The organism is Microbispora sp. CA-135349 (genome assembly GCF_050947365.1).
In the GTDB taxonomy this organism is placed as follows: Bacteria; Actinomycetota; Actinomycetes; order Streptosporangiales; family Streptosporangiaceae; genus Microbispora.
Genome location: NZ_CP192001.1, coordinates 7,250,759 through 7,266,525 on the forward strand (window position 1 = coordinate 7,250,759; position 15,767 = coordinate 7,266,525).

Sequence of the window (15,767 nt, forward strand, 5' to 3'; positions counted from 1 at the left end):
GGGGACCTGCCGGACATGCCTGCCGTACAGTCGGTTCATGATCTCGTGGCGGGACTGGGCCGGACGCGGCTTGGCCGGCGGGGCCGTGATCGTCCTGCTTCTCGCCGGGTCCGCCTCCTATCCCGTCGAGATGCCGGACGCGCGGTTTCTGAAGGCGGACGGCTGCCCCACCGCGGTGATGGAGGTGCGGGGAACCGCCGACAGGCCGGGGCCGCTGGTGCCCGCCGAGGACGCCGTCTCGGTGACGCTGTGCGAGTTGATCACGCCGCCGAGGGAGGGCCCCGGGCCGCTGCCGTCGCCACGGCCCGGACAGGACCGCACCCTCGCCACTCATGTCGCCGAGATGATCGCCGTGCTCAACGCGTTGCCGGCACGAGACGAGGTGGAGGCGGCGGCGCGGGCCGAGATGGCGGCCGAGGGCCACGCGCCGCCCGGGGACCTGCACATCGGCGAGGTCTGTACGGACATCGGGTATCGCACCCAGTTGTCGTTCGCGGTGCGCTACCGCGATCGGCCATCCGCGCTGCTCCTGCTCGATCGCAACTGCGGAGTGGTCCACCACGCGGGCCGGACCCGCTTTCTGCGCGGGGAGCCGGTCGACCGTTTCCTCTTCCTCTATCGGGAACAGATCGCGAGGGACCCGACGGCGGTCCCGCCGCCGAGATGCCCGGCCAAGGTGGCGGTTGCGGAGGTCGACAACCGGCCTGACCTGGAGTTTCCCGAGGACGGCATGGCCCGCAACCGAGGCCGCGAGGACGGGTTCCTGCCCAGCCCGCTCGCCGCGGTCACCGCCTGCCGCTACCGGGCGGACGGAGACGACCTGCGGCTGCGCTCTCACCGGGTCCTGCGAGACGATCTCGAACCCGTCCGGGAACTCCTCAACACCGCGGCCACCGTTCAGAGCGTGGCCGACGGCCAAGGAGTCACCACCTACTACGTCAACGGGGTGGGCTGCGGCAGGCCTGACCGGACACGGGCCGCGACGCCGATCACCCGGCTCGACGTCGTGTGGGCGGCCGACACGACCGGAGCCGTCGCCGAGATGCGGATCTGGCGTGCCCCCTGCCGGGCCGTGTTCAGCGGCACCGCCGCCGGGCTGAGGGCCGAGCCCGCTCTGCTCAGCCGGCTCGACTCCTGGCTGAGCCGCTGACGCCTCCGCCAACGAGGATCGCATTACCTACGCGGCCGAGGATTGACAACGGTACGCATTCATTCATGTACAATGAGTGAACTCATGCACTCATTCCCCCGGCAGGCGAGCAGAGCATACCGGGGCATGTCTCCGTGGCACCGGTGGACGGCGAGCGGTTATGGACCGACGATGACACGGACAGGTTCGACGCCTGCTTCGAGTCGGCAAACTGGAAGGAAGGCATCCTATGAGCGACCTGATCAGGCTGGGGATCGGAGAGCGTCCCTGGCTTCCTACGCCCAGCTCCGAGACGGTTGAGGTCTTCGACCGCTACAACATGCCCACGGCCGGCTTGATCAAGCAGGATGACAGGCTCTTCGTGTTCGACTGCGTCGAGGGACACCTGATGGAAGGCAACGTATGGGTGTATGCACATGTTGACGCGGCCGAGGCGCGGACAATCCAGGAAGCCGAGGGCGACGACTTCACTCGCCTGTTCGATCGAGCTTTCACCGGCAAGCGCCTCATGGCAGCCCTCGCCATCAACGCCCGGCTGCGGTCAGGCACCCCCGTCGAGGACGAGGCGGTCAAGCGCCTGGGGCTGCTGAAAGCAGTGTTCGACCAGCTCACGACCGGCCTCGACATCGCGAGCGAAACCAAGAACGCCATGGCACAGTTGGTCAACTGCTGACGCCGCCCGCGGCGACCCGATCACACAGGCCGGGCGTGTTGGCGATGGACAACGCCATCCGGATAGCGGTGAGCGGTATCCGCGCCTTCCACCGCCCGCCGAGTGCCGGGTCCCGATGCCAAGCTCGCACGAGGGTCGGGTCAACGCGAGCCTGACCGGCCTCCGGCCGACACAGGTACCGCAGCGCCGGAGACCCGGACCGTGATGTCCCCGTCTCGCAGTTCCACCCGCAGCAGACCGGGCCGCCCCATGTCGACCCCCTGGTGCAGGGTCAGCCTCGCAGCGGGGCCGGCCTCGCCGAGGTCCCGCAAATACGCCCCGAAAGCGGCCGCGGCGGCCCCGGTGGCCGGATCCTCCACGACTCCGCCCACGGGGAACGGATCACGCACCTGGAAGGTGTCCGCCGACTCCCGCCACACCAGTTGCAGGGTGATGAGATCCCGATCGGTCATGTACCGCGCCAGCCCTGAGAAGTCGTAGTCCAGATCGGCCAGGCGCTCACGTGTGGCAGCGGCAAGGACCAGGTGGCGCGATCCCGCGAAGGCGATCCGCGGGGGCTGTGCGGGATCGAGCTCGTCGATCCGCCACTTCAGCGCGTCGAGCGCCTGCGCCACATCGAGCTCGCCGACCGGCTCGACGTACGGCTCCACGCTGGTCAGCGTCGCCCACAGCACGCCGCCGTCATCCGCCACCACCTCGACTGGTACGGTTCCGGCCCGCGTCTCGAAAACCAGGCCACCCGGGCCGATCCGTTCGGCGAGCGCGACCGCCGCCGCCACCGTGGCATGCCCGCAGAACGGCACCTCCATCTTCGGGCTGAAATAACGGACGGCGAACGTCCGGCCCGTCCCGGCGAGCTGCGCCGGAGCCTCCCTGAGGAAGGCTGTCTCCGAATGTCCCACTTCGGCGGCGATGGCGAGCATGGTCGCCTCATCCAGCCCGGCGGCGTCGAGCACCACCCCGGCCATGTTGCCGCCAGCGGGATCGGTGGTGAAGGCCGCGTAATGCAGAACTTCGGGTATCGGATCAGCAGAAGTCGACTGTTCGGAAGAACAGAAGAGCACATGCTCCTGTTCCCGAGGCGCGAGGCTCCGTCACGAGCGTTCAGGCGGTGAACGGTCCGCGCTTCCGTTCCCGACCCTCTCCACAATGTAAGATCGCATCTACGTTATATTGCATCTACGTATGAGCGAGCCGACTAATGGAGTTCAAGGGCAGAGCCGCAGATCTTGAGCTACTCGGCGGGCAGTTGCGGCAGGTGGCAGAGGGATCGGGCGGCACTCGCGGGCGCGCCATGATCATGACCGGCCGACGCCGGGTGGGGAAGTCGCGACTGGTTCAGGAGTTCTGCGACCGCGCCGGCGTGCCGTACGTGGTCTTCCAGGCCACCAGGGGCCGTAACCCGGTGGCCGAGCGCGCCGACTTCGTCGACATGCTCGGGCAGTCCGCACTGCCGGGTGCAGAGTTGATCGCCGGTGTGCGGGCCGGAGACTGGAACCAGGCACTACGCGCCCTGGCCGTGGCTGTGCCCGACCAGACTCCGAGCATCGCGGTCATCGACGAGGTGCCGTGGCTGGTGGAGCAGGACCGCGAGTTCGAAGGGGCGTTGCAGACGGTCTGGGATCGGCACTTGTCCGCCAAGCCGGTGCTGCTCATCCTGGTCGGCAGTGACCTGTCGGTGATGGAGGCGCTGCAGTCCTATGGCCGTCCCTTCTTCGGCCGCGCCGCGAAGATGACCGTCCAGCCTCTCCACCCGGCGGATGTGGCCGTCATGACCGGACTGGGCGCCGCTGACGCGATCGACGCCTTCCTGATCACCGGCGGGTTCCCAGAGGTGGCCCAAGCCTGGCAGCCGGGCATGAACCGCGTCGACTACCTACGGGAGTCGCTGGCCAATCCACTGTCAGCGCTGCTGATGGCCGGCGAGCTGTCGTTGCTGGGGGAATTTCCCGAGACCTCCCACTCTCGTGCGGTTCTGTCGGCAGTCGGGAGCGGTGAGCGCACGTTCACCGCCATCGCCACCGAGGCGGGTGGTGCCGCTCCCCTGGCCTCCGGCACGCTTTCCCCGCTGCTGTCCACCCTGATCGGCAAGCGGGTGCTGGCCGTCGACAGCCCGCTGTCGACCAAGCCGGACACGAAGAACAAGCGCTATCGCATCGCCGACTCGTATCTGCGATTCTGGCTGGCCTTCCTCGACCGTGGCATTCCGCTGGTCGAGCGCGGCCAGGGGGAACGCGTCCTGGCCGCCATCGAACGCTCCTGGACCTCCTGGCGGGGCCACGCCGTCGAACCCGTCGTCCGCGAGGCACTGCTACGGCTGTTGCCCGACGACCGGTGGCCCGAGACAGAGGCCGTCGGCGGATGGTGGAACCGCCAGAACAACCCCGAGATCGACCTTGTGGGTGCGGACCGCGAGCCGGTGGCGCGGCGCGTCCACTTCCTCGGATCGATCAAGTGGCTGGAGAACGCGTCGTTCGGACGACATGAGTACGAGAGCCTGGTGCGCGGCATGCTCGCCGTCCCGGGCACCGAGCCCACGACTCCGCTGGTAGCCGTTTCCCGCTCCGGTGTCGATGACGCCCTGCCGCTGGCCGCGCACTGGGGCCCCGAAGACCTGCTGGCCGCCTGGCAGTGACGGCGTCGGGGTGACCAGCGGCGTTGACGGCCGGACTCGCTGATCCGCCCCAGAGCCGTCACGTGTGAGGAGGCGGAAGGGAGGCCCCGGCTGCGTCCGCTGGACCGCCGCCTCAGCTCGGGCGCCGGCAGTTGTCAGGGTGCGGGTCACTCCTCGGGGGTGACGGCGACGGCGCGGGCGGCGTCGGGGCCCTTGTCGAGGAGGACGCGGAAACCTGCCTCGTCGAGGATTGGAACGCCGGCCTTGACCGCCTTGTCGTACTTCGAACCGGGGTTGTCTCCCACCACCAGGAAGCTCGTCTTCTTGGACACCGACGAGGTCACCTTGCCGCCTCTGGCGCCGATGGCCTCGCTCGCCTCGTCGCGGCTGAAGTCGGCCAGCGTCCCGGTGACGACGAAGGTCAGGCCCTCCAGCGGGCGCGGCCCCTCGTCCTCGGGCGACTCGTCGGCCATGCGGACGCCGGCGGCCCGCCACTTCTCGATGATCTCCTGGTGCCAGTCGACCGCGAACCACTCCTTGATGGTCGCGGCGACCCGCGGGCCGATGCCCTCCACGGCCGCGAGCTCCTCCTCGGACGCCCTGGCGATGGCGTCGATCGAGCGGAACTCCGCGGCGAGCGCGCGGGCCGTGGGCGGCCCGATGTGCCGGATCGTCAGCGCCACCAGCACCCGCCACAGCGGCTGGTCCTTCTTCTTCTTGAGCTGATCGAGGATCAGCTCGGCGTTCGCGCTGGGTTCGCCGGAGATGTTGGCGAAGAAGGAGACCACCTTCGGCTCGCCGGTCTTCGGATCGGTCTTCGGCAGGCCGCTGTCCGGGTCGCGGACCACGGACTTGATCGGCAGCAGCTTCTCGATGGTCAGGTCGAACAGATCGGCTTCCGTGCGGACCGGCGGCTCCTGCGGCGGCAGCGGCTGGGTCAGCGCGGTCGCCGCGACGTAGCCGAGCCCGTCGATGTCGAACGCGTTGCGCCCGGCCGCGAAGTAGATCCGCTCACGCAGTTGCGCGGGGCAGGAACGGGCGTTCGGGCAGCGCAGGTCGGCGTCGCCCGCACGCTCGTAGGCCAGCTCGGTGCCGCACTCGGGGCAGTGCGTGGGCATCACGAACTCCCGCTCGGTGCCGTCCCTCAGGTCCACGACGGGCCCGACGATCTCGGGGATGACGTCTCCGGCCTTGCGCAGCACGACGGTGTCGCCGATGAGCACGCCCTTGCGCGCCACTTCGGAGGCGTTGTGCAGCGTCGCGCGCTCCACGGTGGACCCCGCCACCACCACCGGTTTCATCACGCCGAACGGCGTGACCCGGCCCGTCCTGCCCACGCCGACCTGGATGTCGAGCAAGCGGGTGTTGACCTCCTGCGGCGGATACTTGAACGCGATCGCCCAGCGTGGCGCCCGGCTCGTGGACCCGAGCTGCCGCTGGACGGGGACCCGGTCGACCTTCACAACCACGCCGTCGATCTCGTACTCCGGATCGTGGCGGTGGTCGTTGTAGTACTCGACGAACTCGCACACCTCGTCGAGCGATGCCACGACCTTGTAGCGGTCGCTCACCGGCAGGCCGAACGACGCGAGCCGCTCGTACATCTCCGACTGGGTGGCGGGCGGCGTGGTCCCCTCCCACTTGCCGACGCCATGGACGATCATCCGCAGCGGCCGCTGCGCGGTGATGCGCGGGTCCTTCATCCGCAGGGAACCGGCCGCCGAGTTGCGCGGATTCGCGAACGGTGCCTTGCCCGCGTCCATGAGCTGCTCGTTCAGCTGCTCGAAGCCCTTCACGGGCAGGAAGACCTCGCCACGCACCTCGATCAGGTCGGGCACGTCGCTCCCGGTGAGACGCTGCGGCACGTCGCGCAGGGTCCGGACGTTGGGCGTGACGTCCTCACCCGTACGGCCGTTGCCGCGGGTGGCCCCCCGCACCAGGCGGCCCTTCTCGTAGACGAGCGCGACGGCGAGCCCGTCGATCTTGAGCTCGCACAGATAGGGGCCGGGGTCGGCCTCGATCAGCCGCTGCGCCCGCGCCTGCCAGGCGGCCAGGTCTTCCTCGCTGAACGCGTTGTCGAGGCTCTCCATCCGCTGCAGGTGCTCGACCTCGGGAAACTCCGCGGAGATGGGTGCGCCGACCCTCTGGGTCGGCGAGTCGGGCGTCCTCAGGTCGGGATACCGCTCCTCCAGCGCGCGGATCTCCCGCATCCAGCCGTCGTACTCGGCGTCGCTCACCGTGGGAGAGTCGAGCACGTAGTAGCGCCAGTTGGCGTCCTCGAGCAGCTCGCTGAGCTCGGCGTGCCGCTCCCGCGCCTCGGACGGCGCGCCCTGCGCTGTCCCGGGAGCGGCTGTTCCGGGAGTGGCTGTTTCGGCAACGGCTCCCCCGGCGTCGCCCATGACGCTCTCGACCTCGCTCGCGGCCTCCGCGTGCCCGTTCGCGTCAAGCGCGGGTTCGGTGCCGTCGGATTCGGTGCCGTCGATCTCGGTGCCGTCGAGCCCGTCGGTAACGTCAGCCCTGTCGGTCACAGCGCCCATCTCCCCTCGTCAGACACCCAGGGCAACCGTATCTCCGCCGACCGACAGTTCGCGAAGGACGGGGGCGGGAGCCGCGCCGAGGACGTGGGCGACTCCCGCCGGACCGCTCGGCGAGAAGGCCGCTCCAGACCGCGCGGCCCCTCGCCTCAGGAGCGATCGAGAATTACGGTAGACCGCTTGCGGCCCACTTTCATTCCTTTTTGTCCGGGTGTACTCGGGCCGGTCGCCGTGGATGGAGAGAGACCGGCCCGAGAGCTCAGCCGCCCTGCGTCCAGACCTGTTCCCAGCGTGAGCACTTCCCGGTTATCCGAGTCGCGCTGCCCCGGCAGACCATGGCCTTGGCGAGCAGCATGTACCCGGCCTTCACGGTGAAGGTCCGCGGGGTGGACTGTGAGCAGTTGCGGTAGGTCGCGGTGCGGTACTTCCCGCGGTCGGTCAACCACTTGACCTTCACCCAGGAGCAGGTCCTGGCGCCGCCCGCGTCATAGAGGTCGCCGACGATGCGCAGGCCCGAGGAACTCGAGCGGACGTGCCCGTTCGCCCAGCCCTTGGTGTCCGACGACGCCGTCGGCCCCCACTTCCAGGTCTCCGCCGCCGACACGGCCGACGCCGCGGTCGAGGCCGAGGCCGCCGAGGCCGCCGCGGGAGCCGCGACGAGACCGGTCGCCAGAGCGGCGGACAGCCCGGCGGCGGCGAGAGGGAGCAGAAGGCGCGCAGCGCTTCGCATGGGTCTTTCTCCTGAACGTCTGAACTTCCAGCACGTCAAGAGATACGTGACAAGGCTTGTGAATCACTTGGGGATGAGCTGGGAGGCCGCTTGGATGTCGCGCGGCGACCCATTCGCCGCCGCGCGACCGCCTCTCGGCGGCGGAGCACGACGGCCCCGCACGCCGGGAGTCCCACGCACGCCCGCCTCTCGGCCGCGGAGCACGACGGCCCCGCGCGCCCGGGGGTCCCACGCCCGCCGATCACTCCCCCGGATCTTCGCGCAGCACCCGGGCCGCCTCCCGGCACCGGGCCAGCGCCGCCCTGGCGTACGCCGGAGAGGCCCCGGCCAGGCCGCACGCGGGGGTGAGCACGACCTGCTCGGCCAGCCGGGCCGGCGCGAACCCGAGCCGCCGCCACAGCTCCACCGCCGGCCTGGCCACCACCCCGACATCGGCGAGCCGGGAGTCGACGCCCGGCACGACGCCGAGGAACAGCGCGAGCCCCTTCTCGATCGTCTCCCCGATGGCGTCCTCGTCACGGCGGCGCAGCAGCGCCGCGTCCACCGAGACGCCCCGCGCCCCCGCCGTACGGATCACCTCGTACGGCACGCCCGGCGCGCAGCAGTGGACGACCGGGAACGCGGGCGCGAGCGCGGACAGCACGGTCTTCAGCCGTTCGGCCGCGATCGGGGACTCCACGGCGGGCAGCCGCCCGAAGCCGGACGCGGTCGGCACCGTGCCCGCGAGCACCCCGGGCAGCCCCGGCTCGTCGATCTGGACGACGAGCTCGGCTCCCGGCACCCGCCGCCGGACCTCCGCCACGTGCTGCGCCAGCCCCTCGGCCAGCGACTCGGTCAGGTCGCGTACGGCTCCCGCGTCGGCGAGCACCTTGTCGCCGTGCCTGAGCTCGATCGCCCCGGCGAGCGTCCACGGGCCGCACGCCTGGATTTTGAACGGTCCTTCGTAGCCCTGGGCGACCTCCTCCAGGCCGTCGAGGTCGCGGATGAGATGGTCCCTGGCCCGCTTGAAGTCCCGCCCGGGCCGGTCGGAGAGCCGCCAGCCGGACGGCTGCACCTCCACGGGCAGCTCGACCAGCAGGGACGCCGTACGGCCGATCATGTCGGCGCCCACGCCCCGGCCGGGCAGCTCGGGCAGGTAGGGCATGGGCAGTTCGCCGAAGGCCGTCCTGACCGCCTCCAGATGGTCCTCGCCCGGATAGGACCCCACCCCGGTTGCCGTGGCCTCGCTCCACGGATACTCACTCACGGTGACTAGCTTAAGGACTATGAAACTCACCAAACTCGGTCACGCGTGCTGGCGGCTGGAGAAGGACGGCCGGACCCTCGTCATCGACCCCGGCGCGTTCAGCGGCGAAGGGCTCCTCGACGGCGCGGACGCCGTGCTGATCACGCACGAGCACTTCGACCATGTGGACACGAACCTGCTCAGGAACGCGAGCCCCGACCTGGAGGTGTACACCTGCCGGGCCGTCGCCGACCAGCTCGGTCAGATCCCGGCGAAGGTCCAGGTCGTCACCCATGGGGACGCCTTCGACACGGCGGGCTTCCGCGTGCGGGCGGTCGGCGAGTGGCACGCGCTCAACCTGCCCGACGTCCCGCCCGTGCAGAACGTCGGCTTCTTCGTGGACGACGAGGTGTTCTACCCCGGTGACGCCTTCACGCCGCCCGGTCGCGACGTGCCCACGCTGCTCGTGCCGACCAACGCGCCGTGGCTCAAGGGAGCAGAGATGATCATGTACCTGCGCTACGTCCGGCCCGCGCGTGCCTACTCGACCCACGACGGGCTGGTCAACGACATCGGCGCGACGCTGATCGACAACTGGCTCGACATGGAGGCCGGCAAGCAGAAGGCCGACTTCCGCCGCGTCCCTGTCGGGGAGTCGGTCGAGATCTGACCGTCGAGATCTGACCTCAGACGGCCGAGGCGATCGTGGCGGAACCGATGACGACGTCGCCGTCGTACAGGACGGCGCCCTGGCCCGCCGCGACGCCGGTCGCCGGGCGGTCGAGCTCGATGTGCAGCTCGCCGCCGGACAGCTGGGCGCGGCAGCCGTACACCTCGCCGTGCGCCCGCAACTGCACGGTGCACGTGATCGGCTCGTACGGCTCCGGCAGCGGCCCGTTCCACACCGGCCGCTCCCCGGCGATGCTCCGGACCTCCAGGGAGGTGCGGGGGCCGATCGTGACCGTGTTGGACACCGGCTCGATCGACAGGACGTAACGCGGCCTGCCGTCGGGGGCCGGCCGGTCGATGTGCAGGCCCTTGCGCTGCCCGACGGTGAAGCCGTACGCCCCCTGGTGGCTGCCGACCACCCGGCCGGTGAGCGCGTCGACGATCGGCCCCTCCGACGCCCCCAGCCGCTCGGCGAGGAACGCCCGGGTGTCGCCGTCGGCGATGAAGCAGATGTCGTGGCTGTCGGGCTTGTCGGCGACGGTCAGGCCGCGCCGCGCGGCCTCCTCACGCACCTGTGCCTTGGTCGAGCCACCCAGCGGGAAGATCGCGTGCGCGAGCTGCTCGCGGGTGAGCACACCCAGCACGTACGACTGGTCCTTGGCCTCGTCGACGCTGCGCCGCAGCATGCCGTCCTCCAGCCGCGCGTGGTGGCCGGTGGCGACGGCGTCGAAGCCGAGCGCGAGCGCCCGGTCGAGCACCGCCTCGAACTTGATCTTCTCGTTGCAGCGCAGGCAGGGGTTGGGCGTGCGCCCGGCGGCGTACTCGCTGACGAAGTCCTCGACCACGTCGCGGTGGAACCGTTCGGCCATGTCCCACACGTAGAAGGGGATGCCGATGACGTCGGCGGCCCTGCGGGCGTCGCGGGCGTCCTCCAGCGTGCAGCACCCGCGCGCGCCGGTGCGGTAGGACTGCGGATTGGACGACAGCGCCAGATGGACGCCGGTCACGTCGTGCCCCGCCTCGGCGATCCGGGCGGCGGCCACCGCGGAGTCGACCCCGCCCGACATGGCGGCGAGGACGCGGAGCTTCGGTGTGGGACCCATAACAGTTCGAGGTTACCCCCGAGCGGTGTCCCCGCGATCCGCCCGGCCGCGCCGTACCCGCCACACCCGCCCGGCGCCGCACCCGCCACACCCGCCCGGCGCCGTACCCGCCGCACCCGCCCGGCGCCGCACCCGCCCGCGGACGCCGCCGCGCCCAGCCCTCGGGCCGCCCGGTCGCGCCGCGTTGGCATCGGGGCGGGCGTACTGGGAGGATGCGGGGTCATGCGACTGTTCGGGCGCAAGAGCGAGTCCGCCGACCCCGCCGAGGCCATCGCGGCATTCTGGACCTGGTGGGACCAGGCACGTCCCCAGATCGACGCGCACGTCGAGGCGGAGGACCCCGAGGCCCTGTTCGAGCTGATCGGCCCCGCCGTCACCGCGCTGCATCCGTCCCTCGTCTGGGAGATCGCTCCCGGCCGCATGGCCGTGAACGCCCTGGTCGTCACCGCGTCGAACGACCCGGAGCTGCGGCCGTTCGCCCACCGGTGGGCCCTGGCCGCGCCGCCGGCGGACGCGATGTGGGAGTTCCATCCGTCACGGCAGGCGAACTCGCAGGCCGCCGACCTCACGGTCGACGTCGGCGGGCGGGAGTTCGGGCTCGACCGGCTGGTGGTGGCGCTGCGGGTGCCGCCGGGCACGCCGCGCGTGGACGTCACCGCCTTCCACCCGATCTTCCCGGACGTCGACGACGACACCCGCATGGAGGCGGCCCTCATCGCGCTCGACTGGCTGCTGGGCGAGGACGAGGTGGCCCGGTGGGTCGGCGAGATCACGGCCGCGGAGTTCGAGCCGATCGACGCCCTCCCCGCGATTCATCTGCCCGCCGTCGTCGCCGACGTGGCGGAGGGCTTCAAAGAGGAGCAGTGGGCGCTCCTCGAAGGCCACACCGCCACCGGCAGCCGGCTGGCCGCCGCCGCCCGCTACCCCCTCAGGCCGGTGGACTTCCCGCTGTTCGACCAGCACATCGCCGTCACCCTGCCGTACGGGGAGGCCAGCGGCGACGGGCTGCCGAGCGGAGCCTCCCTCGAGGCGCTGCGCGACTTCGAAGACCGGCTGACGGAACGGCTGGCCGCGCTTGGCTCGGCCGTGCTGACCGCTCACATCAGCGCCGACGGCAGCCGGGTGCTGCACGTGTACGCCGATCCCGCGGCGGCCGTCCCCCCGGTGGTCGAGGAGGTCGCCGCCGGGTGGAAGGAGGGGCCCGCCCGCGTCGACGTGACCGAGGACCCGTCCTGGAGCGCGGTGGCCCCCTTCCTGACCTGAACCGGACATTCAGCGCGTTTCACCATATTTGAGCACGGGCACGTCGCGATAGACGCGACGCGCGGGCGAGCGCCCGCGTTCCGCCCGTTCCCGCAGGCTGCGGGCCGATCCGGCGATGGGATTGGGGTCGGACATGGCTCAGCGCGCACTGGACCGGCTGCCGGACGCGATCGAGGGCGATGGCCGCCTCGACCGGGCGAGCCATCGGCTCGAACAGGGTCTGGCGTTCACGGAGAACCTTCTCGGGATCACCGGGGGCCGCGCCCGCGGCTTCCTGCACGGCGTCTGGCTGGGGCACCCCCTCCACCCGGTGTTCACCGACCTCCCGATCGGCTCATGGACGACGGCGCTGGTCCTGGACCTCACCGGGCAGAGGCGCGCGGCGCGCGCGGCCGTGGGAGTCGGCCTCGCCGGAGCGCTGGCGGCGGCCGTGACGGGCCTGCACGACTGGCAGCACACGCACGACAACGCCCGGCGCGTCGGGCTGGTCCACGGCACGCTCAACACGCTCGCCTTCGCCGTGTACGGCTGGTCGTGGTGGCAGCGGGGCCGGGGACACCATCTGCGCGGACGGCTCGCCGCCCTGGCCGGCTATCCCGTGATCATGGTCAGCGGTTTCCTCGGCGGCACACTCGTCTACCGCCACCGCATCGGAGTCGACCACACGGACCGGCGGCTCGAACCACGCCACTTCACCCGGGTGATGGCCGAGCACGACCTGGCCGAAAAGAGCCCGCACCGGGCGCGGGCGGGCGACGTGGAAATCGTCCTGGTCCGCGCGGACGGCCGCATCCACGCCCTGGAGAACGCGTGCCCGCACCTGCGCGGACCGCTGTCTCAGGGCTGGCTCCGGGACGGCGCCCTCACCTGCCCCTGGCACGGCTCCCGGTTCGAGCTGTCCAGCGGGCAGAGCCTGAACGGCCCGGCCTCCGCACCCGTGCCGTGCTTCCAGACCCGGGTGCGCGACGGGTGGATCGAGGTGCGCCGCGCGCCGGTCGCGGTCACCGCGCCTCCCGGGAGCGCGCTGGTCCACCAGCAGGAGGTGCGGCCGTGAGGAGGAGGCAGCAGGTGCTCACGGAGGCGCCGCAGGCGCACGCCCGGCAGGAGCGGAAGACGGCGACGCGGGTGCTCGTGGAGCACCACGAGGTGCTGCGCGCGATCTTGCGGCGCCTGCTTGAGACGCCGCGATCCCAGCCCGGCCTGCGGCGCGCGCTCGCCGACGAGCTGTTCGACGAGCTGTGGATGCACGAGCGGATCGAGGAGGCGATCTTCTATCCCGCCATGCGCCACGTCACCCCTGCTCTCTCGGCGGCCTGGTCGGAGCATCGCCAGCTCAGCGACCAGCTCGTGGCGCTGACGCGCGCCGCCCCGCGGACCGAGCGGTTCGACCGGGAGCTGAGGGCGATGCACGACGCGCTGGAGTCGCACGCCCACCTGGACGAGGAGCGGCAGTTGTTCCCGGAAATCGAGCGCTTCGCCGACGAGGAGCTGCTCGTCGAGCTGGGCGACCGGCTCCAGGCCCGGCTGGAGCGGCTGCGCTCGTCACGGCTCATCCGGGCGATCCTTCGCCTCCAACGGGCACTGCTGCGCCGTACGGCCCGATAGGCGCGCGCCAGGCCCGGCAGGCGTACGGCGATGGCGGCGCGGACGCGGCGGACGAAGTCGCCTTGATCCGTCTCCTGCGCCGGTCACCGCCTGGCCAGGCGCCATAGGCATCGCCTATGGCCTCCGCTGACATTTCGTCTTTGTCTCTCGTTCTTTTCCGGACGTACCGTGAAACAGCTCGATGAGGCGCACACCGCGATTTCTCCGGGGATTCGCGCTCTGCGCACGCCGATTTTTCTCATGTCGAGCGGACTGACACACGCGAGGAAAGGACCGGTGGCATGACCACGTTCGAGAACGGATCGGAAACGCGAGAACTCGCGGGAAAGCGGGCCCTGGTCACGGGTGGTTCCCGCGGAATCGGAGCGGCCGTCGTGCGCCGACTCCTGGACGCGGGGGCCGAGGTGCTCACGACCGCCAGGTCGGCGACGAGCACGGTGCCGGAGGGGGCCGTCTTCGTGGAGGCCGACGTACGGACACGGGCCGGAGCGCAGGCGCTCGCCGCGGCCGCGCAGGAGGCGCTCGGCGGGGTGGACATCCTGGTCCACAACGCGGGTGGGGCGCGGCCGTACAAGGGCAGCTCGGCCATCCCCGACGAGGAGTGGCAGGACGCGCTGGACCTGAACTTCCTGGCGTCGGTGCGGCTGGACTCGCTGCTCACGCCCGGCATGCGGGAACGGCGCTCGGGGGTGATCGTGCACGTCTCCTCGGCCGCGGCCACTTCGGTGGCGCCGTTCCTGCACTACACGGCGGCGAAGGCGGCACTGGAGAACTACAGCCGGGGACTGGCCCTGGAGCTTGCCCCGTTCGGGATCCGGGTCAACACGGTGACTCCCGGCAGAGTCGCCACCCCCGGCGGCGAGGCGACGCGGGAGCAGTGGGCGCGCCTGGACACCGCACCGGACCAGGACGCGGCGCCGGACCGGAACGGCACCCCCGTGCCGCTGGGGCGCGACGGTCAGCCCGACGACATCGCCCACGCGGTGCTGTTCCTCGTGTCCGACCGGGCGAGCTGGCTGACCGGGAGCAATCTCGTCGTGGACGGCGGCGAATTCCCCAGGGGTTGAGGCAGGGGTCGACGCCGAGGGAATTCCAGCACGCCCGAAGGACTCACCGGCGTGATGTCCGGCAGATAATCGAATTGCGAGGGAAAAAGATGAGCACAGCGACAAGAATGCAGTCGTCAATCGCGGCGCGCCCGGCCGTCAGGACGCCGGCGAGAACACCGCGGAGCCGCGCCAGGACTCCTGACGCAGGAACTCGAGCAGGGCCGTCTCCGCCGGGCCCGGGCCGGGCCGGACCACGGCGATGACGGGCTGGGACACGACCGGGAACACCGGGCGGACGAGGTGCTCGTAACCGTAGGGGACCGCGGAGGCCGGGACGAGCGTCACCCCCAGTCCGTGGGCGGCCCAGCGCACGGCCGTCGCCGTCTGGGACACGCGTGCGGCCGTGGCCGGAGTCAGTTCGTTGTCCCGCAGTACGTTCAGCAGCACGCCGTCGAGCGCGCTGTCGCGGTCGAACCGCACCCACGGCTCCCCCTCCAGTTCGCGCAGCTCGACCCGGTCCGCGGCGAGCTGCGGGTGCCCGGCGCCCAGCACCACGACGAACTCCTCGTCGCCGAGGTGGTGGGCGTCGCCGGGGGACTGCTCGCACGCCGCCATGAGGGCGAGGTCCAGCACGCCGCGGCGGCACAGCCGGTCCAGCTCGGCGGAGCTCGGCTCTTCGAAGACGGTGACCTCCAGCCGCGGGAAGCGGCGGCGCAGCGCGTCCAGCGCGCCCGGCAGCTGCCGTGTGCCGAAGCCCATCTGCGCCGCGACCACCAGCTCGCCCACCAGCTCGTCGGCATGGGCCCGCGCCGTCGCCCTCGCCCGCCGCGACGCGCTCACCGCGACCTGCGCCTCCCGCAGGAACGCGCGGCCGGCCACGGTGGGCACCAGTCCGGTCGGCGTGCGGGCGAACAGTTGGACGCCCAGTTCCCGCTCCAGGCCGCGGATCTGCTGGGACACCGACGGTTGGGCGACGTGCAGCCGCTCCGCCGCCGCCGTCACCGAGCCCTCCTCGGCGACGGCCAGGGCGTATTCGAACTGACGAAGGCTCATCGGCTTCTTCCCCTCCCTGCGGGGCATCCCCGATCTCATCCGTGTAATCGCTGTAATAGCGTAAGCGAGTGCCTATCCACTCTCGCAGATCGGATTCTC

General features: G+C 71.1%; 14 protein-coding genes. 8 read left to right on the forward strand and 6 right to left on the reverse strand.

Translation table 11 applies throughout. The features are described from left to right. The first annotated feature begins 37 nt into the window (after window positions 1-37). Window positions 38-1,150: a hypothetical protein gene (locus tag ACQPZZ_RS33435; protein WP_432925673.1), complete on the forward strand. Its 1,113-nt coding sequence runs from the start codon at window positions 38-40 to the stop codon at window positions 1,148-1,150. Between the two features lie 229 nt (window positions 1,151-1,379). Beyond that, window positions 1,380-1,823: a hypothetical protein gene (locus tag ACQPZZ_RS33440; RefSeq protein ID WP_432925675.1), complete on the forward strand. Its 444-nt coding sequence runs from the start codon at window positions 1,380-1,382 to the stop codon at window positions 1,821-1,823. Between the two features lie 140 nt (window positions 1,824-1,963). Here the strand turns inward: ACQPZZ_RS33440 and ACQPZZ_RS33445 are convergent, their stop codons facing one another. Next, a complete protein-coding gene (locus ACQPZZ_RS33445) occupies window positions 1,964-2,887 on the reverse strand; it encodes a PhzF family phenazine biosynthesis protein (protein WP_432925677.1) in 924 nt (307 codons plus the stop codon). Window positions 2,888-3,123: 236 nt separating this feature from the next. Here ACQPZZ_RS33445 and ACQPZZ_RS33450 point away from each other — a divergent pair, with 236 nt between their 5' ends. Next, window positions 3,124-4,458, forward strand: coding sequence for an ATP-binding protein (locus ACQPZZ_RS33450; protein WP_432925679.1), 1,335 nt, complete (start codon window positions 3,124-3,126; stop codon window positions 4,456-4,458). A gap of 146 nt (window positions 4,459-4,604) precedes the next feature. Here the strand turns inward: ACQPZZ_RS33450 and ligA are convergent, their stop codons facing one another. The 3 genes from ligA to ACQPZZ_RS33465 form a co-directional block, all read right to left on the reverse strand. Then, on the reverse strand, window positions 4,605-6,836 hold the full coding sequence (gene ligA / locus ACQPZZ_RS33455) for an NAD-dependent DNA ligase LigA (RefSeq protein ID WP_432934634.1): 2,232 nt from the start codon (window positions 6,834-6,836) through the stop codon (window positions 4,605-4,607). A 394-nt stretch (window positions 6,837-7,230) separates the two neighbouring features. Further along, the gene (locus ACQPZZ_RS33460) at window positions 7,231-7,701 is read right to left on the reverse strand and encodes a hypothetical protein (RefSeq protein WP_432925681.1); all 471 of its coding nucleotides are present in this window, start codon (window positions 7,699-7,701) and stop codon (window positions 7,231-7,233) included. A 241-nt stretch (window positions 7,702-7,942) separates the two neighbouring features. Beyond that, window positions 7,943-8,947 carry a methionine synthase gene (locus ACQPZZ_RS33465; protein ID WP_432925683.1) on the reverse strand — a complete coding sequence of 335 codons (1,005 nt, stop codon included), beginning with the start codon at window positions 8,945-8,947 and terminating at the stop codon, window positions 7,943-7,945. A 19-nt stretch (window positions 8,948-8,966) separates the two neighbouring features. On the opposite strand from ACQPZZ_RS33465, the gene ACQPZZ_RS33470 reads away from it, so the two are divergent. Further along, window positions 8,967-9,596, forward strand: a complete 630-nt coding sequence (locus tag ACQPZZ_RS33470) for an MBL fold metallo-hydrolase (protein WP_432925685.1) — start codon at window positions 8,967-8,969, stop codon at window positions 9,594-9,596. A 16-nt stretch (window positions 9,597-9,612) separates the two neighbouring features. On the opposite strand, the gene mnmA is transcribed toward ACQPZZ_RS33470, so the two are convergent. After that, on the reverse strand, window positions 9,613-10,698 hold the full coding sequence (mnmA, locus tag ACQPZZ_RS33475) for a tRNA 2-thiouridine(34) synthase MnmA (RefSeq protein WP_363643933.1): 1,086 nt from the start codon (window positions 10,696-10,698) through the stop codon (window positions 9,613-9,615). A 222-nt stretch (window positions 10,699-10,920) separates the two neighbouring features. Between mnmA and ACQPZZ_RS33480 the strand changes: the two genes are divergently transcribed. From ACQPZZ_RS33480 to ACQPZZ_RS33495, 4 genes are all read left to right on the forward strand, one after another. Further along, a complete protein-coding gene (locus ACQPZZ_RS33480; RefSeq protein ID WP_432925687.1) occupies window positions 10,921-11,961 on the forward strand; it encodes a DUF695 domain-containing protein in 1,041 nt (346 codons plus the stop codon). Window positions 11,962-12,094: 133 nt separating this feature from the next. Continuing rightward, window positions 12,095-13,015, forward strand: a complete 921-nt coding sequence (locus tag ACQPZZ_RS33485; protein WP_432925689.1) for a Rieske 2Fe-2S domain-containing protein — start codon at window positions 12,095-12,097, stop codon at window positions 13,013-13,015. After that, window positions 13,012-13,566, forward strand: a complete 555-nt coding sequence (locus ACQPZZ_RS33490; RefSeq protein WP_432925692.1) for a hemerythrin domain-containing protein — start codon at window positions 13,012-13,014, stop codon at window positions 13,564-13,566. The genes ACQPZZ_RS33485 and ACQPZZ_RS33490 overlap by 4 nt, the downstream gene beginning before the upstream one ends. Before the next feature lie 281 nt (window positions 13,567-13,847). Then, the gene (locus ACQPZZ_RS33495) at window positions 13,848-14,633 is read left to right on the forward strand and encodes an SDR family oxidoreductase (protein WP_432925694.1); all 786 of its coding nucleotides are present in this window, start codon (window positions 13,848-13,850) and stop codon (window positions 14,631-14,633) included. Window positions 14,634-14,771: 138 nt separating this feature from the next. Here ACQPZZ_RS33495 and ACQPZZ_RS33500 read toward each other — a convergent pair whose 3' ends face one another. After that, window positions 14,772-15,668, reverse strand: a complete 897-nt coding sequence (locus tag ACQPZZ_RS33500) for a LysR family transcriptional regulator (RefSeq protein ID WP_432925696.1) — start codon at window positions 15,666-15,668, stop codon at window positions 14,772-14,774. Window positions 15,669-15,767 lie beyond the last annotated feature (99 nt).